Annotated in this window: 13 protein-coding genes; 2 read left to right on the top strand and 11 right to left on the bottom strand. The window is 47.0% G+C overall.

From position 1 onward, the window contains the following. Positions 1-40: 40 nt before the first annotated feature. The 6 genes from nhaD to BM257_RS09110 all read right to left on the bottom strand — a co-directional run bounded on the left by nhaD (position 41) and on the right by BM257_RS09110 (position 11083). A complete protein-coding gene (gene nhaD, locus BM257_RS09135) occupies positions 41-1372 on the bottom strand; it encodes a sodium:proton antiporter NhaD (protein WP_092071409.1) in 1332 nt (443 codons plus the stop codon). 18 nt (positions 1373-1390) lie between these two features. Next, positions 1391-2983, bottom strand: a complete 1593-nt coding sequence (locus BM257_RS09130; RefSeq protein ID WP_092071407.1) for a helicase HerA-like domain-containing protein — start codon at positions 2981-2983, stop codon at positions 1391-1393. 68 nt (positions 2984-3051) lie between these two features. Then, a complete protein-coding gene (gene alaS, locus BM257_RS09125; RefSeq protein WP_092071404.1) occupies positions 3052-5718 on the bottom strand; it encodes an alanine--tRNA ligase in 2667 nt (888 codons plus the stop codon). A 102-nt stretch (positions 5719-5820) separates the two neighbouring features. After that, on the bottom strand, positions 5821-8259 hold the full coding sequence (gene galA / locus BM257_RS09120; protein ID WP_092071401.1) for a beta-galactosidase GalA: 2439 nt from the start codon (positions 8257-8259) through the stop codon (positions 5821-5823). 14 nt (positions 8260-8273) lie between these two features. Next, positions 8274-9842, bottom strand: a complete 1569-nt coding sequence (locus BM257_RS09115) for a glycosyl hydrolase (RefSeq protein WP_092071399.1) — start codon at positions 9840-9842, stop codon at positions 8274-8276. A 2-nt stretch (positions 9843-9844) separates the two neighbouring features. Then, entirely contained in the window at positions 9845-11083 is a 1239-nt protein-coding gene (locus BM257_RS09110) for a glycoside hydrolase family 27 protein (RefSeq protein ID WP_369821319.1), read from the bottom strand. 404 nt (positions 11084-11487) lie between these two features. On the opposite strand from BM257_RS09110, the gene BM257_RS09105 reads away from it, so the two are divergent. Then, positions 11488-15114 (top strand): hybrid sensor histidine kinase/response regulator transcription factor, encoded by a 3627-nt coding sequence (locus BM257_RS09105; protein ID WP_177216070.1) that lies wholly within the window; start codon positions 11488-11490, stop codon positions 15112-15114. A 570-nt stretch (positions 15115-15684) separates the two neighbouring features. Further along, positions 15685-16035, top strand: coding sequence for a MerR family transcriptional regulator (locus tag BM257_RS09100; RefSeq protein WP_092071487.1), 351 nt, complete (start codon positions 15685-15687; stop codon positions 16033-16035). Between the two features lie 37 nt (positions 16036-16072). Here BM257_RS09100 and BM257_RS09095 read toward each other — a convergent pair whose 3' ends face one another. From BM257_RS09095 to BM257_RS09075, 5 genes are read right to left on the bottom strand one after another with little or no spacing between them, the layout of a single operon-like run. Next, on the bottom strand, positions 16073-16771 hold the full coding sequence (locus BM257_RS09095) for a hypothetical protein (protein WP_143096816.1): 699 nt from the start codon (positions 16769-16771) through the stop codon (positions 16073-16075). Position 16772: 1 nt separating this feature from the next. After that, positions 16773-18365, bottom strand: a complete 1593-nt coding sequence (locus BM257_RS09090) for a hypothetical protein (RefSeq protein WP_143096815.1) — start codon at positions 18363-18365, stop codon at positions 16773-16775. A gap of 6 nt (positions 18366-18371) precedes the next feature. Further along, positions 18372-19643 carry an OmpA family protein gene (locus BM257_RS15175; RefSeq protein ID WP_092071387.1) on the bottom strand — a complete coding sequence of 424 codons (1272 nt, stop codon included), beginning with the start codon at positions 19641-19643 and terminating at the stop codon, positions 18372-18374. A 46-nt stretch (positions 19644-19689) separates the two neighbouring features. Continuing rightward, positions 19690-20667: a pectinesterase family protein gene (locus BM257_RS09080; protein WP_092071484.1), complete on the bottom strand. Its 978-nt coding sequence runs from the start codon at positions 20665-20667 to the stop codon at positions 19690-19692. Positions 20668-20671: 4 nt separating this feature from the next. Next, entirely contained in the window at positions 20672-22933 is a 2262-nt protein-coding gene (locus tag BM257_RS09075; RefSeq protein WP_092071384.1) for a RelA/SpoT family protein, read from the bottom strand. Positions 22934-22979 lie beyond the last annotated feature (46 nt).

Here is a 22979-nt window from a genome sequence, read left to right as displayed (position 1 = left end):
AAAAGATGAGTAGCGAACGCTAAAACCTCTTTCTAACTTCCTAGAAGAACAGCATGCGCTCAAGCCAGTAGACGAGGATACCACAAAGGTAACCTACGAAGGCGATCCATGTGATATTCTTCAGATACCAGCCGAAGGTGATTTTCTCCAGACCCATGACGACGACACCAGCGGCAGAGCCGATGATGAGCATGGAACCTCCCACACCGGCACAGTAGGCAAGCAGCTGCCAGAAGATTCCATCGACAGCCATCGCTCCTTCTGCGGCAACAGGATACATTCCCATACATCCGGCAACTAGTGGCACGTTATCGACAATGGATGAGAGTACACCAATGATACCGTTGATGAGGTAGTAGTTACCAGAGAATGCCTCATTGAGTCCCTCACCCATCGCGGTCAGTACACCAATCTCCTGCAGGACGGCGACAGCCATCAGAATACCCAGGAAGAACATGATGGTGGAGAGGTCGATCTTCGACATGATGTCACTCACACGTTTTGCCATCGTATCGTCCTCATCGGTATTATAGTGGAAGATCTCTGTGGTGGTCCACAGGATACCCAATACCAGCAGGATACCCATAAACGGGGGCAGGTGGGTGATCGTTTTGAAGATGGGAACGAAGACGAGACCGCCGACACCCAGCCAGAAGATGATGTCACGCTGGATCTTCGTAAACTGACTTGTCGTTGCCTTTGGCAAGTTCTGCTCTTTATCAAACTTCCCTTTCAGGTGCAGGCTGATGATGAAAGCAGGAATAATCATCGATACCAGTGATGGGATGAAGATCTCGGTGATGACACCCTGGGTGGTGATGACTCCCTTGATCCATAGCATGATGGTCGTCACGTCGCCAATGGGCGAGAAGGCACCTCCGGAGTTGGCGGAGATAATGATAAGGGCGGCATAGAGCAGTCGCTCCCCTCGTGACTGTACGAGTTTGCGTAACACCATAATCATCACGATGGACGTGGTGAGGTTGTCGAGGATTGCCGACAGGAAGAATGTCATGAAAGCGACACGCCACATCAGTTTCCGTTTCGAGCGTGTCTTCAGGGCATCACGTACAAAGTTGAAACCACCATTGGAGTCTACAATCTCAACAATGGTCATGGCTCCCATCAGGAAGAACAAGGTACCTGCGGCATCACCCAGATGATGCTCAATGACTTCCGCGATGTGATGAATGACCTCTTCACCTGCGATGGCTGGGTAGAAAGATGTCGGGTTCATCATCAACAAGGTCCAGCAGACCACACACATCAGCAGGGCAATCGCAGCCTTGTTGACTCTCGTCAGGCTCTCGAGGGCGATGCAGGCATAGCCGATAACGAAAGCGACGACGATACAGATAGATAATGTTGTCATAGTATTATTATAAATAGTTTATTTGATTAAGTTACCAAGGATGTCACGGGTGAGCTCCCTCGTCGCAGAACGGGTAGCGGCACTGGTGGCATTCTTCACCACACGACCTGTTGCGGAAGTCCTGGACTTGGTCTTCTTACCTGTTATCTTGTCGCTGACATAGGTGCCCAGGATGGCGGCGAGGGTAGAGGTGATGGCTGTGATAATCGCCTTCAGCACCTTACTCATCATACCAGGCTTCTTCTTCTCTTCCTTGGCAGGCTTCTCGGAACTCTCTGAGATCTCGGTGTTCTCGGTGTTCTCGGAAGTTTCAGCAAGGGCTCTCTCCTCTGCCTCCTTCAGCAGTACCTCAAAGGCACTCTCACGATCAACAGGTGTATCGTATTTGCCATAGATACGACTCTGCTTGATGATATCGAGACGTTGTCCTTCCGTCACTGCTCCTATCTGGGAGAGTGGGAAGAGAATCTTGGCACGCTCTACGATAGAAGGAGCGCCCTTCTCATCAAGGAAGCTGACAAGAGCCTCACCTGTCTCCAGGTTCATAATCGCCTCGTCGGTCTTAAATGCCGGGTTGGCACGGAAAGTGTCCGCTGCCGTCTTCACCGCTTTCTGGTCTTTCGGGGTATAGGCACGCAGAGCATGCTGTACACGATTACCCAACTGTCCGAGGATGTTCTCAGGGATATCACTGGGACTCTGGGTGATGAAGTAAATACCCACACCCTTTGAGCGGATGAGTCGGATGACCTGTTCTATCTTGTCGAGCAACGCCTTAGAGGTATCGGTAAACAACATGTGTGCCTCGTCGAAGAAGAACACGAGTTTCGGCAGGGCGAGGTCTCCCACTTCGGGCAGGGTGGTGTAGAGCTCTGAGAGGAGCCACAACAGATAGGTGGAGTAGAGCTTGGGCTGCAGCATCAACTTGTCTGCGGCAAGCACGTTCATCACACCCTTGCCGCCCTCACACTGCATGAGGTCGTAGATGTCAAAAGAGGGCTCACCGAAGAACTTGTCGGCACCCTGATTCTCTAACTGCAGGAGGGAGCGCTGGATGGCTCCGATAGTGGCAGAGGAGATATTACCATATTTCGTCGTGTAGTCCTTGGCGTTCTTAGATACCCAGTCAAGCATCGAGCGCAGGTCTTTCACATCAATGAGTAACAATCCTCGCTCGTCAGCGATACGGAACACGATATTCAGGACACCGTCCTGTGTCTCGTTAAGTCCCATAAGGCGTGACAGCAACTGCGGTCCCATCTGTGAGATAGTGGCACGCATGGGGTGCCCCTGTTCACCGAATACGTCAAAGAAACGGACGGGACAAGCCTGAAACTCTGGGTTCTCGATGCCGAACTCTGGGAGTCGTTTCTCAATGAAACCACTCATCTTACCAACTTGAGAGATACCACTGAGGTCTCCTTTCATATCAGCCATGAAACAAGGTACGCCTGCCTGACAGAAAGTCTCTGCCATCACTTGCAGGGTGACCGTCTTACCAGTACCTGTAGCACCTGCGATGAGTCCATGGCGGTTAGCCATCTTACCAGTGATGCTAAGTGCGCCGTTAGCGCAATGGGCGATATACAGCCCGCGTTCTTTGTCGTACATAGTTTTATAGTTTTCGTTGTTTCGTTATATCGTGATTCCGAGATTTCGTGATTCCGTAATTCCGAAGATTAGGATAGGTCGGCAAGCTCTATCACTTTATCGACGGCAGCGCTGAGTCCGTCAACACTCTTACCGCCTGCCTGAGCGAAATGAGGCTGTCCGCCACCACCGCCCTGGATGAGTTTGGCTGCCTCACGAACCATCTGACCTGCATTCAGACCATGATCGCTGACCATATCGTCACTCATCATGATGGACAATTGAGGCTTGTTATTGTCGTGAGAGCCGATGACACAAAGCAGTGAGCCTTCGACATTGGCACGTACTTTGAAGGCAAGGTCCTTGGCGGCAGCAGGAGCCATGGGCAGTACGGTCGTGATGACCTTCACACCGTTCACCACACGAGCCTTCTCAACTAGTCGTTGAGCTGCACGTTCGACGGCTTGTGCCTGGAAACCTTCAATTTCCTTCTTCATAGAGTCGTGTTCCTCGATATATTTCCGGATAACCCCCTGCAGATCCTTCGCGTTATTAAAGAACGACTTGATATTCTTCAGGATGTCTTCCATCTGGTAGAACCGCTCCTCGCAGTCCTTACCTGTGGTGGCCTCAATACGACGGATACCAGCGGCAACACTACTCTCAGAGATAATCTTAAAGAAGCCGATACGACCTGTTGAGGAAGCATGGATACCACCACAGAACTCACAAGACGGTCCGAAGCGTACCACACGTACCTTGTCACCGTATTTCTCACCGAAGAGGGCGATGGCACCGAGCTTCTTCGCCTCGTCGAAAGGAATATCACGATGCTCGTCGATATGGATGTCCTGACGAATCATATCATTGACCATCCGTTCTACCTCGCGCAACTGTTCGTCGCTGACTTTCTCGAAATGGGAGAAATCGAAACGCAGTGTGTCAGAAGAGACAAAAGAACCCTTTTGCTCTACGTGGTCGCCCAATACCTGCTTCAACGCATAGTCGAGAAGGTGGGTAGCGGTATGGTTGGCAGCAGAGGCATTCCGTTTGTCAGTATCCACGCATGCCATAAACTCTGCCGTCGGATCCTTAGGCAGTTGCTTGACGATATGTACGCTCTGGTTGTTTTCACGTTTGGTATCGATGATATCGATGGTCTCGTTTTCGTTGACGAGGACACCAGCGTCACCAACCTGTCCACCCATCTCACCATAGAATGGTGTGGCGTCAAGGACGAGTTCGTAAAACTCATTTTTCTTCTGTGTCACCTTGCGATAGCGCAGGATATGACAGTTGTATTCGGTATAGTCGTAGCCGACGAACTGCTGCTCACCTGGTGTTAGTTCTGTCCAGTCGCTATTCTCGACGGCAGCGGCATTGCGGGCACGCTCTTTCTGTTTCTGCATCTCTACATTAAACTGCTCCTCATCAACGGTGAAGCCGTTCTCACGACAGATCAGCTCTGTAAGGTCGAGGGGGAATCCATAGGTGTCGAACAGACGGAAAGCCTGAACACCGTCTAATTGGTTCTTACCCTGTGCCTTAAGCTCTTCCATCGCCTTGTCGAGCAGGGCGATACCTTTGTCAAGGGTACGCAGGAAAGAGTCCTCTTCCTCCTTGATGACCTTGGTAATCAGTGTCTGCTGTGCCTTCAGCTCAGGGAAGGCATCACCCATCTCATGGACGAGGGTGGGAATCAATTTGTAGAGGAAGCCGTCCTTTTGTCCGAGGAAGGTATAAGCATAGCGTACGGCACGACGCAGGATACGTCGGATGACATAACCTGCCTTGGCGTTGCTGGGCAGTTGTCCGTCGGCAATCGAGAAAGCGACGGCACGAAGGTGGTCAGCACAAACACGCATGGCAACGTTGATGGCATCTTGCTCCTTGCTGATGGGACTCTCTGTTTCCTCTTCAAAGGTGAAATACTTCAGACCAGTGATGTCCTGTTCTGTTTTGATGATAGGCTGGAAGACATCAGTATCGTAGTTGGAGTGCTTACCCTGCATCATACGTACCAGACGCTCGAAGCCCATACCAGTGTCAATGACATTCATGGAGAGTTTCTCCAACGATCCGTCAGCCTTGCGGTTGAACTGCATGAACACAAGGTTCCAGATCTCAATGACCTGAGGGTCGTCCTGGTTGACAAGTTCACGTCCCGTCTTACCTGAGGCGGCCTTTTGTTCTGGGGTACGAGAGTCTACGTGAATCTCAGAACAAGGACCACAGGGACCTGTGTCGCCCATCTCCCAGAAGTTATCGTGCTTATTACCATTGATGATATGGTCAGCAGGAACATGCTTTGCCCAGTATTGTGCGGCCTCGTCATCACGAGGGATATTCTCTTCGGGTGAACCCTCGAATACGGTAACATAGAGATCTTCTGGATTCAGTTTCAGCACATCTACCAGATACTCCCATGCCATATCGATGGCACCTTCCTTGAAATAGTCACCAAACGACCAGTTGCCTAACATCTCGAACATGGTGTGGTGGTAGGTGTCATGACCTACTTCCTCCAAGTCGTTATGCTTACCGCTGACACGCAGACATTTTTGGGTATCGGCACGGCGGCGTGGCTCTGGGTCACGTGTTCCCAATATAATATCCTTCCACTGGTTCATACCTGCATTGGTGAACATCAGGGTAGGGTCATCTTTAATTACCATCGGGGCAGAGGGTACAATAGCGTGTTGCTTCTGCTCGAAAAACTTCTTAAACGATTCGCGAATCTCGTTAGCTGTCATCATATTTTATCTAAGTATTTTGTATTTTGACTGCAAAATTACAAAAAAGCCAGAGAAATACAAAGTATTTCCCCGACTTTTATGCGTATCGCTTTCTTTTCTGCTTTATGGAACAGACTGGATATTGATACTACCGTCTTTCAATCCGTCAGCAAGGCACTTCAACTGGATATTCCCTGCATCACGATTACTTTGTATCAGTACTTGGGCATAGCCGTTGAAAGCAGGGATACTGAACTCCTTACAGTCTTTGTTCTTCGGATGGTCGGCACCAAGATAGGAAGGATCGCCATTGCCTGCGCCGATGATGCGTCCATTACCCTCCAGACGGAAGGTGAGCATAGGACAGGCATCAGGAACGAAACGTCCCTTAGCATCCTTCAGTTCTATGTTCACGACGGCAACATCCAGTCCGTCGGCTGTGATCGTCTGTTTGTCGCTTGTCATGATAATCTTATCGGCAGGTTTGGTGGTCTCTAATGTCTCAGTGAGGATACGCTTGCCATTCTTATAGCCGATGGCTATCACCTTGCCGGGTTGATAGGTCGCTTTCCATTTCAAGTGCCCGTTCTTTGGCATTGCTTGTCGTCCAAGTTTCTTTCCATTGACGATCAATTCTACCTCGTCGCAGTTGCTGTATGCCCATAGCTCTATCTCCTCACCTTCATGACCTTGCAGGTTCCAGTGAGGGAAGAGATGGAGAGTAGGCTCGTCGGTCCACCATGACTTCAGATACCATGCCTCGTCTTTCCAGAACCCACAATAGTCAAGGATGCCGAATTCCGAGTCGTGAGCAGGATATGACAAGGGGTTGGGCTCTCCACGGTAGTCGAAACCTGTCCAATAGAATAGTCCTGCCGCCCATGGACGGTCGGCATAGAACTGCCAGCCACGCTCGATAACGTTCTCGATATGATGGTGAGTCGTGTCGCGATTCATGGCTACCATGTGTCCTGGTTGGTCGGGACTATTGAAATAGACACCACGTGTCCCACAACCTGTTGTCTCCTCGGTACCTACGATCTTCCATGTGGGATGATCCTTCTTACGGTTGTCCACATCATTCTGCATAATATAGTTAAAGCCCACGACATCAAGTCCTTTGATCATTTCTCCACCTCCTGCATTGGCGATGGTCGAATGGCGGGTAGGGTCGAGCAACCTGGTATATTCCCTCATAGCTGCCGCAATCCGAGTACCTTGGATGGTATTCTCGATGCCCCATTCCTCGTTACCATCGCTCCAAAGAATGACAGATGGATGATTGCGGTCACGCTTGATCATATTCTCCAACAGGCGCAGATGTTCTGTGTTGATACCTGTCAGACGGTTTTCGTCAATGACGAGGATACCCTCACGGTCGCAGATGTCAAGGAGTGCTGGTGTCATCGGGTTATGGGAGGCACGATAGGCATTACAACCGAATTGCTTCAATTGTTGGATGCGCCATGCTTGTAACGCATCAGGGATGGCGGCGCCCACACCGGCATGGTCTTGGTGCAGATTGACACCCTTCAATTCCATAGGTTTGCCATTCAGTAGGAACCCCTTATCGGCATCAAAAGCGACCTCACGGAAACCTGTCGTCGTGATATAGACATCGGTCACCAGACCATTCACCTTAATGGTGGTCTCTACCTGATAGAGGTAAGGGTCTGTCGTGCTCCACAGATGAGGATTGTTGAATGTCAGCTGCTGCTTGCAACCACTCGTCTGCTTACCTTGCAAATCAAGGGTGGCAGCGGTGGCTTTTCCCACCTCTTTGCCATCAGCGTCCAACAAACGTTGTTCAATCTGACAGGATTGTCCGTCCAACGTGCTGTTATGAATCTCTGTATCGATATGTACGACGGTTTTGTCATATGGTGATTTCAAGTCAGCATAGACAAAAGTACCAAAGGGTGCCACACTGATAGTGCCTGTCTTGATGAGCCACGCATCACGGTAGATTCCTGCTCCCTCATAGAACCAGCCTTCCTCCAGGGTGGCATCGGCACGGACGCAGATGAGGTTGTCACCCCCATAGTTCACATATTCTGTCACGTCATAGACCTGGGTGGCATAACCGCTGGGCTCTGTACCCAGATAAAAACCGTTGAACCACACCCGTGCATTGCGGAAAATACCATCGAACTGCAAACTGATCTGTTTGCCAAGGTCTTCTTTCTCGATATGGATGCTCTTACGATACCATCCCACACTGGTCTCCGGATACTTATATCCGACGGTCTTATAACCATGGGAATGACTTGCTTTCTGTGCATAGGGCAGAGTCGTTACCCAGTCGTGAGGAATCCGTACCTCCTCCCATTTTGAGTCGTCAAATTTAGCGGAATAAGGACCCTCGTTGTGAATCGAGTTCGCTTTGGTCAGATAGTTAAAGTATTCCGTTCCGCATCCGAAATCCTTGGCAGGGTCAGAAGCATTACCAAAGGCGAATTTCCATCCATCATCCAATCGGATAGTCTCTCTGGCGTTTTGTGCATTCAAGGTAGCGATGCCCATCCAGACGGCCACTACCATTATCAGTTTTCTTGGGTTCATATTTGGTGGTTTAACTATTTTGTGTGATACATGATTTTGCCTCCTCTGATATATAATCCTTTACGTGGTATTTCTGAGAGCTGACGCCCTTGGAGATCATAGATTGCCTGACTATTCTGACGCTCAACCTTACGTATCTTGATATCCGTATAGGCATCCCACCCAGCAGACAAGTCCTCAAGGGTGACGACACGTTCGTCATTCATACATTTTGTCCATTCCTCTTTGCTGGTCTGGTTGACATATCCTCCACCCCAAGTGTGATACCAAGGCATCCACCACGACCATACAGCTTCCTCATCAAACTCTTTGTCAATATCAGGGATGGGACCGTTCTCAGATAAAGCGAGAATCTTCTTGCCCCCTGTGAGTACTTTGAGTTTATCAAATAAGACGTAATTGCTGGAGTAGTCGTAAGCTTTATTATAGATATCAGCCGATACAACATCATAATAGGTTTCTCCAGGATTCCAGTCCTGGTCATACTCCCCAGCATTCCATACCCAGATGACATTATGTACACCCTTGACATTCACCATCTCATCGTAAAGCAGATGGTAGAGCTTCTTGAAAGGTTCAGCTCCCTCTCGTCCCCACCAGAACCAACCGCCACTCGATTCATGGAGTGGACGGAAAATGCAGGCAACACCTGCATTCTGCAGTGTCAGGAAATGGTCGGCAATCGCATCGATATCCTTGATGATATTCTGATAAAGAGTAGAGGATGTGTTCCAACTACCGTCAGTCTTGAGGGCATTGGTAATCTTCATGTTACATTTGTCAGAATAGAATTCTCCAGTATTGCGGCTAGGGTCACGCCAATGCCACGTGAAGACAGGAATACCTCCACGCTGCCAGGTGTCTTTTGCTAATTCAATGACATCATTGGTATATGATTTAGCCCAATCCTCGTTCTCATAAGCACCTGTCGTGTTCATAAAGTCAAAACCGACGAGGGCAGGGTATTTGCCAGATGCCTGATAGACAGCCTTCACGTCGTCATGCTGTATTACATTCCCGTTGGCTGATGACATGTCACCAGTCATCATACCAGAAATGGTCTTCTTTCCAAAATTGTTATAGAGGAAGGAGTATACTTTCTTAGCAATGGCTGTTGCCTGAGGATCCACAGGTGATGACGAGATATTAAACGGGAAAGAAACACTATTATCCTTCTCAATGCGAATGTAGTCGATGCGGAACCATGTCCAACTGGGAGTGATAACGATGGTGTTGTTACCTTTATTCATGAAAAAGATACCAACAGTTGTCTCTCCCTGACCTTTAATCTGGAAAGAGCTGCCATTGCCATTGACGGCAAGGTTTGCCATCTTATCGCCATATAGTCCGTCGTAGCCAACATAGACGGCAAATTTCCCTTTTTCCGAATTATTATAGGTAAAGGTGATCTTTGCATTCTCTTCTGTTATTTCAAGTGCTTTTCCCCCCGAATACTTGTTATCGGAAATCAGCGTACAGTTCACATAAGTGGCTTTCTCTGCCTCTAACTTTGTACTGGCTTGGGCAAAGCCACAGATGGTCGTGCAAAAAAGGAAGATAAGGGATAGTGTTGTTCTTTTCATGATTATGGTTTTATGATTAAACGATAAGAGACAACGTCACGGGCTTTAACCATCAGTTTACGTTCTGTCTTGTTTTTGATATTAGTCTTTCCTTCCATCTTATGTGTCCACAGATTGTATACCTGATAGACTTTTGTGTCAAATGAGGTGCTTAGACCGCTGACCTCTTTGTCTGTCAGATTAAAATCTTGCCAGTTGAGTGCATAGGTGATATCCTGTTTGGTCGGATTGAGAATGGTAAATGCCCAGTCACCTCCGGCAAGAGGCTTGAACCAGAATTGCAGTCCGTCTTTATCACAGTAATGCAGTCCCTGTATACCTAGTGTGTCCTGGTCAATGGCTATCATCTCCTTGTTCATAATGATGTTTTTGGTAGCCTCACTCATGGAACGGAGGTCGTTACCCAGAATGAGTGGACTAGCCATCATACACCACATAGTGAAATGAGCACGGTCCTCATTGTCCGTCATACCATTACCCACCTCCAGCATGTCAGGATCGTTCCAGTAACCTTTTCCAGCATACTGACGAAGGGAGTCGTTGAACTGGATGCACTGCATCACACCAAACTGGGTGTAGCCAGCCTCAAAGACACGCAAAGAATCAAAGTCACACCAGATATCAGGAGTCGTGCGCCAGGAATGACCAATCTCCTTTGCCCATTTCCAAGGATGACTATTGCCCCATTCACACATGCTGAGGAAGATGGGACGACCAGCAGCACGTAACGCATCGCTGATTAACTGATAGGCTCCTTGGGGATTCACATTGGTCGTGTTGCACCAGTCGTATTTCAGATAGTCTACTCCCCAACGGGCGTACTGGATGGCGTCTTGGTATTCATGTCCCAACGAACCGGGCATACCAGCACAGGTTCCTGTTCCGGCATCACTATAGATGCCTAGTTTCAGTCCTTTACTGTGGACATAATCGGCAACAGCCTTCATACCATTGGGGAATTTCACTGGGTCAGCCTGGATGAACCCGTCTGCATCACGTTTTCCGTGCCAGCAGTCATCAATATTAATATAGGTATAACCAGCGTCACGCAAACCATTCTCTACCATGGCGTCGGCAATACCTTTAATCACTTCCTCAGAGATATTTCCCTGAAATTTGTTCCATGTGCTCCATCCCATCTGCGGGGTGTCAGCGAGATGTTCCCATTTCTGAGCCTTTCCTGACATTACCATGAGGGCGAGGAAAGCGCCCATCATCATTCTTAGCTTTAGATTCTTCATAATTAGTAGTGTTAATGATTTTGCTGCAAAGATAATTCTAAAAATTGAAAGATGCAATAGCATTCGGTTGTTATGATACATTTTTGCAACATTTGTGACATATACTCTTGTGGAACTTGATGAAATAATTCGAAAAAAAGCACTATCTTTGCATCTGAAATAAGAACTTAAAACTTATGCGGAAATATTATGTGTTGATCATCTTATTTGTAAGTGTTCTGTCAATTTATGCACAGAAGAACTTACAATTCCATCATATAAACACAAAAGGTTATAGTGTACGTGCCGTTTATCGTGACATAAATGGTATAGTATGGTTAGGAACATCCTCTGGAATATTAAGTTTACCACAATTGGAGAGCCGGAATCCTGGAGGCTACCAACGATGGTCTTCCAATATTAATATGAGTGTTAATAAAGTAACAGGTGACTCTGAGGGTGGATTATGGATTAAAACGATAGATAATGATGTCTATTATTATCATCCACAACGTAATGAGTTTGTAGAAGACGTCCCTGCTATGTTGGCAAAAAGAGACATCAAAATATGGAAAGAATTTGATGTGATTGCTGATAAGGAAGGACATACACTTGCCACCAAAGACAATAACCTTTATTGGTTGGATCAAAAGACGGGAAAAGTGACTACACTTTCTATAGGAACAGAAGAGCACATCATTGCTGTCTGCCATAATGAATCCTATTATGCCCTTATTTCCAATAAGAGCCTGTATGTACTTTCCATCAAAGAAAAGCGGATGAATCGTCAGGTGCCACTTCCAGAAGAGTACCATGCTCATAAACTTATCAATATGGATGAGGCAGGCAATGTCTGGGTGTGGTCAGATAATAAGGTGTGGAAATATCATCATGTTCTACATCAATGGACAATGGTTGCTCAGATTCCTTCTGATATCGTGGGATTTCAATTGGACGGAGAACAACAGCTATGGATGGCAACGGATTCCGATGGTATTTACCTTTGTGATATTGATGGGCACATTCTTGCTCATTTATTGCATTCCACGTGGGATGTCAATAGTCTTCAAAGTAATAAAATAGACATGCTGTACTATGACAAAGAGAGACAGGCAATGTGGGTGTCCTATGCCAAAGGCGGTTTGTCAATTTGTACAAGTCATCAGGATAACTATTCCCTCAACAATATTGTAGATGTTACGACGCAAGAGTCCACTTCCGATGTTCTTACTTTTTCGCCTTCACCTCATGGAGAGGGCATGTGGATAGGAATGGAGAATCGTGGTGTATACCTGCATGATGGGAATACAGAAAAGAATATGGTGAGAAATGGCTCGGCTACAGCTCTTCGTACAGGTAAGGATGGCTCGCTTTGGATGGGACTCTATCAACAAGGGTTGTGGCACAGACAGCAGAATGGAAATGTCACTCACTATTTCAAGGGTAGTTCTCCCTATGATGTCGTTGAGAATGATAAAGGCGATCTCTTTGTTGCTTTATTAGGGGAGGGAGTATGGTGGCTTAACCCTGTTACAGGTGATACCGTAAGCACTCATTTGATACCTCTTTATGCATTAGATATAGCGTATCATAAACATCATCTGTTTGCGGCAACGACAGAGGGGCTCTTTACGATGGATAAGGACTTCGTTTGGAAGAAAATGTGTGACGGTCGCTTCCGCTACTTATGTATTGATAAAGACGATTATATCTGGGTACTGGGTAATGAAGGCTGTGAGGGTCTGACTTTGTTGAATGCCAATTGTAGGGAAGTGGATGTGTTAGCCGATTTAAAGAATGCTCCATTGAAGAATATTTCTGTGGATAAGGATGGGAATATTTGGATCGTCACTCCCACGGAATTACTGATGTTACGTCATCAGGCAGAGGATAGGAGTATGTTTGACCGCTACTCTTTCAATATCAATCCTGATGGCAAGCAACTATATTATAATTTCCGTGCCAGTGAGATAGATGCGAATGGTATTCTTTGGCTGGGTACGACAACGGGATACCAGCAGGTGGATACCCGTAAACTCTTGTCAAAGGTCAACCACCAAAGCAAGACGTGTCAGTTGTTGTTGAGTGCCGTTAGTGTTAATGACAAGCAATTAACTCCTCAGACACTTGGAAAAGATATTATTTTCATCCATGAGCTCTCTTTGAGTTATAATGAGAATAATCTGGTGATAGAGTGTTCCAACCCGAATGATGATGGATTTTCCGCAGATGCATATTATTATCAGTTGGAAGGCTTCTCAGACGATTGGCATCCTATAGAGGGACGGACTATCGTCTTCTCAAACCTGCCGTCAGGTGATTATCAGTTACTTACCCGTACGCAATTCTCACAACCGAGTCTGTTGCTGGCAATACATATCGCTCCACCGTTCTGGTTGTCTTGGTGGGCATTTCTTCTATATCTGGTTGTTACGGCCTTGGTGATTTGGGGTGTCGTCCGTTATTATCATCATCGGCGAGTGTACAAACAGCGGATCCATGAGCTACAACTGCAACAGGAGCAGCAGGAGCAGATGAATGAGATGAAACTCCGTTTCTTTACCAATATCAGTCATGACTTGCGGACACCGTTGTCCTTGATTATCAGTCCTGTGGAGGAATTGTCTAAGCAAGTAAAAGACCCTCAGCAGTTGTCTACCCTTCAAATGATTCATCGCAGTGCGGACCATCTGCTTTCTTTAGTAAACCAGATTCTTGATTTCCGTCGTCTGGAGTCTGGACGGGAGAAGCTGGTTTCTTCCTATGGTGACATCATTACTTTGCTGAGGGATATCTGTAACGCTTTCCAGCTGAAAGCAGATAAAGAGCATATTAAGTTCTCCTTCCAGTCGTACGTGGAGCATGTGGATACTTTCTTCGACAAAGACAAGATGACAAAGATCATGATGAATCTCTTGTCGAATGCTTTTAAGTTCACTGATGCAGGAGGAAGTGTAACTGTAGGTGTGGATATCGCCGACCGTCAGGTGGTTGTGACAGTTGCTGATACAGGTGTGGGTATTCCAGATGCAGACAAAAACCGAATCTTCGACCGTTTCTTCCAGTCTGCGTCCGGCAACCGTATGTCTATGGGAAGCGGCATCGGTCTGCATATCGTACGTGAATATGTGCGTCTCCAAGGTGGAGACATCACCGTGTCTGACCAACCAGAGGGACAAGGCTCTGTGTTCCGGTTCACCATTCCTTTGAGGAAGAATGACGATCAGTCAAAGTTTATAGAAGAAGTCTCCTCCATGGATAGTCGGCAGGAAAGTGCCAGTCGTCGGGCTTCAGAATCGGAAGGTTTGCCAACACTATTGCTTGTTGAGGATAATCAGGATTTCCTTACCTATATGAAACAATCATTAGAAGGGGATTACAATATCTTGACCGCTGTCAATGGTGTTGAGGCTCTTGATGTGTTGAGAAAGAGGGACGTTGATATGATTACCAGTGATGTGATGATGCCGGAGATGGATGGGTTAGAACTTTGCCATCGGGTAAAGACAGATATCAACACTTCGCATATCCCCGTGATACTTCTGACTGCTAAGAGCATGGCTGGTGACGAACTGGAGGGGTTGGAGGCTGGTGCTGATGATTATATAACGAAACCTTTTAGTATGGAAATTCTCCGACAACGCATCCATAAGTTAGTGGAGAGAAATCAAAAGCAGCATGAGCGTTTTGCTAAGGAGGTGGATATCGAGCCTTCCGAGATTACTGTGACATCCCTTGATGAGCAATTTATCGCACAGGCAATCAGTATCGTGGAGGCTCATATCAGCGAGTCTGATTTTGGTGTTGAGGAGTTAAGTAATGAGATGGGAGTCCATCGTTCTCAGTTATATAAGAAGCTCTACCATCTGACAGGTAAGACTCCTGTGCTGTTTGTCCGCTTGTTGCGTCTCAAGAGAGGTAAGCAATTATTGGAGCAAAGTGGCATGTATGTCTCTGAGGTCGCCTATCAGGTGGGCTTCAATTCCCCACGCCTATTCTCCAAGTATTTCAAGGAAGAGTTTGGGGTGACTCCTAAGGAAATGACTAAATAATGAACACAAAGGTCTAGAATGAACATTAATCATACATCCCACATCAGCCTTCAGCCTTCATACATCATACATCAGGTACCAGTCCCTTGGCATCTCATAGGTAAAAGGTTACTGGTAACGGGGTGTTAGTGCCTACCTTCGAGGGAGTTAGGTACGCCCTTCGAGGGAGTTAGGTACGCCCTTTCAACCGTTCGGCTATAGCCAAACGACTGAACGGCTCCAGCCAATCAACTGAACGGCTATAGCCGAAAGCAAACCGCTCAAAAAACAATCGCTGTCTAGGTGTAGGATTGTAGCACCATTGTAGCAGGATAAATCCCAATCGTGCTACAGGCTCCGCCCTTTATTTATCGGCATTTCACTCACATTGTAGCATGGATAGCAGGATTTTTACTTTCGAACGAGAGTATCTTCAAGGCTTCAGAGAAGACTAAAAGATACAAATAAATGAGTAAAGTCCCAAATTATTGTTCGAGAAACTTACGTGGGTGTAAAAAAGGCTGGTGGAAATTTGCAAATATCAAGAATAGTTCATATCTTTGCATCATCAGTATATAAAGAAAGATGATTATGGCATTGAATCTGAACAAGAATTTGAAACTGTACTATTCCATCAAGGAGGTGGCGGAGATGTTTGGTGTCAACGAGAGCACGCTGCGCTATTGGGAGACGGAGTTTCCTTATTTGAAACCTAAGACATCTGGTCCCGCTAAGATCCGTCAGTACCAGCAGAAGGATATCGATCAGATCAAGTTGATTCATAATCTCGTGAAAGTCCGTGGTTTCAAACTTGCTGCCGCCAAGCGTATCATCAATGCTAACCGTGACGGTGCCGACAAAAGAGCTCAGGTGCTCACTAAACTGATTGATGTTCGTGAGCAATTGCAAGCGTTGAAGAAACAGATGGACTATCTGCAATAGCCGTTAGTTAGTTTTTTGTTCAGGATATATTTGCGACTCATGGGGTGATAAAAGCCTGAGCAATGTCACCATAGCAATATCTTTTTGTGTGTCGGGTTGCAATGATATCTGTATGGAAATTCTTCTGATGCCGCAGATGGCAGGCTTGCTTCCAAGTCATCGAAAAAGAGCGATTGTAGATGGTGGCTAAGAAACCTGCCTGTTCTTTCAGTGGCAATTGCTGAAGTTGTGGATGGCGTAAGAATTGTAGTCGTATGAAAATAGCTAAATAACGGCATTGCCCCTCCATCGTGTTAAGCCGTCGGATGCGAGAGCGTCGTGCCTCTGTTCCATCCTGGAGATTGAATACGAAACCATAATCTTTGGAGAGTGCGGTTTGGTTCCAGACTGCTTCCACCTCTTCAGCGAAAGAGGGTTTCATCTGAAAGCGACCTATTGAGAAATTGGCTCCTTTCACTCCTTTTAAAATATAGAGCCCGTTGACGGTTGCGGTCTCTATCTCATCCTTCCATTTAGAATAACGGATCAGTTCAGGAAAGACAATAGCTTCTGCTAAACGAGCATCAACACCAAACTCCTCAAATAGAGGTTTCCATGTCGCATGATGCTCATTCACAAACTGCTCCGCTGATGTCCAGTCATCACCGAACACTTTGTGGTAGTTGGTAGAAAATGCTGTGGCACTGCCCATGATGAGCAATAGCCACAGCATAATGTATTGTCTTGCGTTTGTCATTTCAGAGTTTATAGATGCACTTCACGATTTTGTTATCATCTATCATCACCCACTCTAAATGGTCACCCTTGTTCTCAAATGAAATCGGTGAACAGCTAGTCATACCGTTGATGATGAGCTCACCCGTCTGACTGAATTCCACCTGTCGCTTACCGCTGCGACTCTTATAGACACCATAGGGTGGTTTGTTGGCACTCTGACTCGTCTGTTTCATACGTTGATCCACCTTTTTGTTGAGGCTTTCGAGCTCCGACTCGCTGATGATGCGGAACTTGCCACATTCCACCACACCATATTCCACCTCATCACCTTTCTCACGCATAGCCAAATATGGCCAATCGCACGAGCCAAAGTCATGGAAACCTCTACACTCAAAAATTGCAAAACGCCAGCCTCCGCTAGGCAGTTCATAAATAGTCTCCGGACATACACCTCCTAATGGGAAGATCTCCGGCATTTCTTTATAGGCATCATCGAGCAAGCATCCTGTCATGATAACAGCGTTCAGGTCTGTCCTGCCAACGGCACACTGAGGAAGTTCTCCCAGATCAACCAGACGCTGCGACAGTCTGTTGAACTCTTCAGCATAGTGCTTGACATTCGCAATCTGTCGCTGTAGCGATGCACGATACTCTTTTGCCGCTTCCAGACGGTAATTATAGAGCAACTGGTCAGCATCAGCATAAAGGGCATCTATTATTTGAGGATCTTCCTCATCACAGATTTGATCGTAGATCTTCTTTAATTTACTCTCATACTTTTTGGCGATGGCACTATAGTCATGGTTGGCTTCCTCCCTCATCTGCTGCTGATAGTTGTTGGTCAGTCTGCCCACCTGAGCCTCGTAACTACTGAACGCCTTGGTCATGTCCTGAGTCTGGTTGGAAAAGTTGCGGGCATTCATAGCCATCTGCTGCATCTGCTGCACGAACTCAGGATGTGCTTTGATATAAGCCTCCTGCTCCTCCTCGCTCATCTTTTCAAACTTCTCCAGGTCCATCGTGTTGACGTTACCTCCCAAAACCTTCGCCATCACTTTATCCTGAATGGGCTTTTTCTTCGATTCTGGGGCATTCTCATCGTTGAGGATAGCCAACTCTTCCTTGGTCAGACCAAACTGGTTCTGTATCTTACCTTCCCATTTCTGACGCAGGGCTTCCATCTCTTCATCTGAACAACCAGACTGCTCGCGCTGTAACTGGTCAGCACGGACCACTACTGCAGCAATCTTCTGGGCATAAGCATCACGCTCCTCCATCGTGCTTTTTGCCATCTTCTCAGCAGAAGGCAATGGTGGCAGCTCGTTCATCAGAGCCTCGGCTGTAGTGGCTGTACTGGGTGTCAACAGACCATCCCACGTAACAGTTGAAGTCCTACGCTTGGGGATAATATCGCTTCCTTGTGCGATGGCAAGATTCGAGGCATCACAAGACTCCTCCTGTGGCATCGTCTGGGTTTCTTTCTCTGCTTTCTTACTATTACCCATCGCATTCTGCAGGGCTTTTTGCTTCAAATTCTTAAGAAACCCCTGAGCATTCGTTTCTGATGGGGTGAGCAGCATCAAGGCTGCTATCATCATTAAAATCTTTTTCATACGCTATTATCGTTTGATGAATACAACACGACGATTCTGAGCACGACCGGCCTCGGTCTTGTTATCGGCAATGGGTTCGTGGGAGCCTTTACCTACAGCCTTCAGGTTGAAGCCGTCAACGCCTAAGCCCTCCAGTGCCTTTACAATAGCCTCGGCACGCTGTTGTGACAGTGGGTCGTTGATCTTGTCAGAGCCTTGGTTGTCGGTATGGCCCTGCACTTCAAAGCGAGCACTTGGATTCTTCTTCATATAGTCAGCGACCTTCATGATCTCAATCATCGACTCCTGCTTCAGCGTTGCCTTGCCAGTATCGAAGAGGATGTTGTTGGTCACAAACTTACCCGTCTCCTGGATGGCTTTCTCGACAGCAGAAACATCCTGTGCATTGCGATCGTAGAGCGCAACGGCACCTTTGGCAATCACCACATTGCGGATGAAGGTGAGGTTATGATAGTCGAAAGGAACCTGGAAGCACATCCATGTGGGCTGGTTGACACGTGGGAGGTTCACCACCCGCTTGTCGTTGAAATAAACCTTCAGCGCACGCTTATTGAAAGACAGGGCCACATGGTTCCAACCCTTCTTGAAGCTGTATTCGAAACTACCATCGTGGTTTCCATTGAACATATAACTATGCTCTTCGGTATCACAAACACCATGTCTCAGGACGAATGCAGTCAGGTCTCCTTCATCATGTCCTTCACCTGGGTACTCAGAACGGTCTTTGGTAACGGCAAGAATCAGTTTTATGTCATTCAAGCCGACATCGTCCTTGCTGGGCCAATAATAGAAATCGTATTCAATGGTGAACTCCTCTGGCAGATAGGCACCCTGCTCCTTGATGAGCGGCTGTATCTGGGCATTGTCAGTAGGATTGATGGCTTTTACACCAGCAACAGTCTTGACCTCTGTCGTACCTGAGAACATATCCCACTTAGAGGGGAACTCGCCTACCTGCTCTGCTGTTACATCATCTTGGAACATGATGACAGAGCCGCGCTTGAAGTCGGATGAGGTGGCAACCTGCGGATTCTCGTCAGCAGTCTCAACTTCCTCGTTGTTGTCCTTGCTCTTCTTATCCTTCTTGCCTTTCACGGCGTCTGTCGCCTCATCCTGCGCTTTGTCCATTCCTTTGTCCATCGCATTATCAACAGTGCCGTCGATTCTGTTTTCAATCTTAGTCTTTGCCTTGTCTTTCAGACGGTTTAACCAACTTTGCGCATCGGCATTCATAACCAGGGCAAAAGCCACGACTAGTAAAATAATCAGTCTTTTCATAAACGTTATTTTTTAATGTTTTAAGTTATTGGTTATTGATAGGTTTTTATTGATTTGAGGGAACCCACTGGTCTTGGGTGTTGAAGACCTGTTGGATGGTGATGCCCTGAGCCTCCTTCTTGGAGAGTTGGCGACTCCAACTGACACGCTGACTGGTTGACGCTCCTTCACCATAATTGTTATACTCCAGATATCGGGCAGTCTTCTCACGTTCTTTCTGCCAGTGGTGCCAACCCTCTGGACGAATCTGACGAGGTAACTCACAATTCATGAAGAGTGTATAGCCGTAGTCACGCCAAGGGCGCCCTAAGTATACCTTGCTGACATTCTCCGCAGCAGTAACCTTGCAGTTGTTGAATATATAACCATAAGGTATGTCCTGTGGGGTAGAGGCGGCAGTGATATAGGAGTCTGCCTTGCAGAAGATGTCACAGTGTTCAAACCATACCGTGGAGGGGCCGAAGATAAAGTCAGTGGTACCTTCGATATAGCAGTCTTTGAAATATTGACGTGAATGGGCATTACCTGTATATACAGTGTCCTGATGACCCAGGAATCGACAGTTTAGGAAGGTAAGCTTGTCGCCTACAGTAAACAGTGCCACTGCCTGTCCTAGTCGTGCCGCATTATTCTCGACGGTGATATTCTTAAGAGTGATATAGCTACCGTCAATCCTCAAGGTAAAGGTGCGGAAAGTACCCATGGGCTTACCCGTGGGAGGGTAAATGATGTTGGCATGATCATCCCATGTGATGATGGTGTTCTCTCGGTCTTCTCCGCAGATCTCGATGTGAGTAAGCCATTGTGGGATGATGAGTTTCTCCTTGTAGGTACCTTTCTTCACAAAGATGACTTTATGATATTCCATGAAGGCACGGCAAACCTCAATGGCTTCCGCGATGTTGCGGAACTGACCTGTACCGTCGCGAGCTACCACGAGGGTGTCAGGATTGTCGTAAGTATTTGCTGCCTGTACACTGACCATTGTCAGCAAGGCATAGATTAGTGTTAGTAGTTTTTTCATATCGTTACATGATTTGTGTTGCTTCTTGTAAGTCATTGATGGTCTTGAGTTGATCGATAATGGTCTTCACGTCTTCACGATCATGGACACGGATCTCGATATCTCCGTTAAACACACCCTCCTCACTTGTGATAGTGAACTTATGGATGTTGACGTTCATCTGGGAAGAGATAACACTTGAGATGTCCATCACCATTCCCATACGATCAATACCTTCGATATGAATGGTGGCATCGAAGAAGAGACGTTTGTGCATGTCCCATTTGGCATCAAGGATGCGGTTTCCGTAACTGGTCTTTAGCTTGTTGGCAACAGGACAGTCACGCTTATGGATCTCTATACGGTGCTTGTTGTCGATAAATCCAAGGATATCATCCCCTGGAATAGGGTGACAGCAATGACGGAACTTATACTGTCCGATATTGTCGTCGTTGATGAAGATAGGCTTCTTGCGATTGAATTTCTCTGGGACAACAAAGAATTCTTGTGTGGTGTCTTCTTTCTTGGCTTTCTTTCCCAAGAAAGGTACCAGCCGTCGCCATCCTTTCTTGTTCTCATCGGTATTCTTGCCTTGTAACTCATCGATATCCTTTTCGCCCAGCAGAATAGTCTTCTCACCCAGAGCCTGGAAGAAAGACTCGCGGCTGCGCTCTTCATGGAAAGCGGCTAGTTTATCTGCAACAGTTGGGGTGTTCTCTAATTCATTCTTCTTAAGGAAGTCATTGAGGATATCCTCACCGCGTTTCTGTATCTCACGTCCATTGCGACGCAGGATTGCCTGTATCTTTGCTCTCGCCTTCGCTGTGGAAACGAAATTGATCCACGAGGCTTGTACGTGTTGTGCCTTGGAAGTCAGGATCTCCACTTGGTCACCACTATTCAGTTTGTGACTCAGTGGTACGAGCTTGTGATTGACCTTGGCACCAATACAATGGGAGCCGAGGAAGGTGTGGATGCTGAAAGCGAAGTCGAGTGCCGTACATCCGGTAGGCATGGTCTTGATCTCTCCTTTTGGCGTGAAGACGAAGATTTCAGAGGCAAAAAGGTTGAGCTTGATAGCATCAAGGAAATCCATGGCGTCAGGCTGTGGGTCGTCGAGAATCTCTTTGATAGTGCGCAACCACTCGTTTAGCTCTGACTCATCCTCCGTAAACTCCTTCTCCATACCGTCTTTGTATTTCCAATGGGCGGCAAAACCCTGCTCGGCAATCTCGTCCATGCGGTCGGAGCGAATCTGTACTTCTATCCAACGTCCTTGTTTGGACATCAGGGTTACGTGTAGAGCTTGGTAACCGTTAGCCTTTGGATGACTCAGCCAGTCGCGCAGACGGTCAGGATGTGACTTGTAGATTTTAGAGATGGCAACGTAGATGTTAAAACACTCATTGATCTCTTCCTCACGTTTATCTGGTGTGAAGATGATACGGACAGCAAGGATGTCGTAGACCTCATCAAAGGTAACGTGCTTGTTCTGCATCTTGTTCCAGATGGAGAAGGGTGTCTTCACACGCTCTTTGATCTCGTACTTGACTCCCATCTGACGAAGTGACTCCTCGATAGGAGCAGTAAACTGATCGAAGAGTTCCCGACGTGATGCTTCTGTGGAGGCAAGCTTTTTCTTGATGCTGTTATACTCGTCAGGATGCTCATATTGGAAACTCAGGTTCTCCAGTTCAGACTTGATCTTATAAAGTCCCAGGCGGTTGGAGAGTGGAGCATAGATATATAAAGTCTCTCCAGCAATCTTGTACTGTTTGTTGGCTGGTTGCGACTCTAAAGTACGCATGTTATGCAGACGGTCACAAATCTTGATGAGGATGACACGGATGTCATCACTCATTGTCAACAGTAATTTCTTGAAGATCTCCGCCTGTGCTGATGCTTGCTCTCCAAAGATACCACCACTGATCTTTGTCAGTCCGTCAACAATCTGGGCAATCTTGGGACCAAAGATGTTTTCGATGTCTTCCGTGGTATAGTCTGTATCCTCAACCACATCATGGAGTAAGGCAGCGCAAATACTTGTAGATCCCAGTCCTACCTCCTCGCAAGCAATTTGAGCAACGGCAATGGGGTGCAGGATATAAGGCTCACCAGACAGACGACGTACTCCTTTGTGTGCCTGTCGGGCAAAATTGAATGCCTTGGTAATGATATCGACTTTCTTACGATGTCGTGAGGCAAGATAACTATCCAACAAGTGCTGAAAAGCACCATTAATCAGTTTTTCGTCAGCATCTTCGCGTAATTTCTGCTCTTCGTCCATATACCTTATTATATAATATAGTGACTATAGGAACTATAGGGACTAT

This window comes from Prevotella sp. tf2-5, from assembly GCF_900115435.1.
GTDB lineage: Bacteria > Bacteroidota > Bacteroidia > Bacteroidales > Bacteroidaceae > Prevotella.
The sequence above is the reverse complement of the archived record's forward strand: the minus strand, read 5'-3'. Positions and strand labels throughout refer to the sequence as shown.

Excerpts from the sequence above, each read along its gene's own strand:
- nhaD (WP_092071409.1), bottom strand. The coding sequence starts at position 1,372 with ATGACAACATTATCTATCTGTATCGTCGTCGCTTTCGTTATCGGCTAT.
- BM257_RS09130 (WP_092071407.1), bottom strand. The coding sequence starts at position 2,983 with ATGTACGACAAAGAACGCGGGCTGTATATCGCCCATTGCGCTAACGGC.
- BM257_RS09080 (WP_092071484.1), bottom strand. The coding sequence starts at position 20,667 with ATGAAAAAACTACTAACACTAATCTATGCCTTGCTGACAATGGTCAGT.
- BM257_RS09095 (WP_143096816.1), bottom strand. The coding sequence starts at position 16,771 with ATGACAAACGCAAGACAATACATTATGCTGTGGCTATTGCTCATCATG.
- BM257_RS09100 (WP_092071487.1), top strand. The coding sequence starts at position 15,685 with ATGGCATTGAATCTGAACAAGAATTTGAAACTGTACTATTCCATCAAG.
- BM257_RS09115 (WP_092071399.1), bottom strand. The coding sequence starts at position 9,842 with ATGAAAAGAACAACACTATCCCTTATCTTCCTTTTTTGCACGACCATC.
- BM257_RS09090 (WP_143096815.1), bottom strand. The coding sequence starts at position 18,365 with ATGAAAAAGATTTTAATGATGATAGCAGCCTTGATGCTGCTCACCCCA.
- BM257_RS09105 (WP_177216070.1), top strand. The coding sequence starts at position 11,488 with ATGAGTGTTAATAAAGTAACAGGTGACTCTGAGGGTGGATTATGGATT.
- BM257_RS09110 (WP_369821319.1), bottom strand. The coding sequence starts at position 11,083 with ATGAAGAATCTAAAGCTAAGAATGATGATGGGCGCTTTCCTCGCCCTC.
- BM257_RS09075 (WP_092071384.1), bottom strand. The coding sequence starts at position 22,933 with ATGGACGAAGAGCAGAAATTACGCGAAGATGCTGACGAAAAACTGATT.
- BM257_RS15175 (WP_092071387.1), bottom strand. The coding sequence starts at position 19,643 with ATGAAAAGACTGATTATTTTACTAGTCGTGGCTTTTGCCCTGGTTATG.
- galA (WP_092071401.1), bottom strand. The coding sequence starts at position 8,259 with ATGAACCCAAGAAAACTGATAATGGTAGTGGCCGTCTGGATGGGCATC.
- alaS (WP_092071404.1), bottom strand. The coding sequence starts at position 5,718 with ATGATGACAGCTAACGAGATTCGCGAATCGTTTAAGAAGTTTTTCGAG.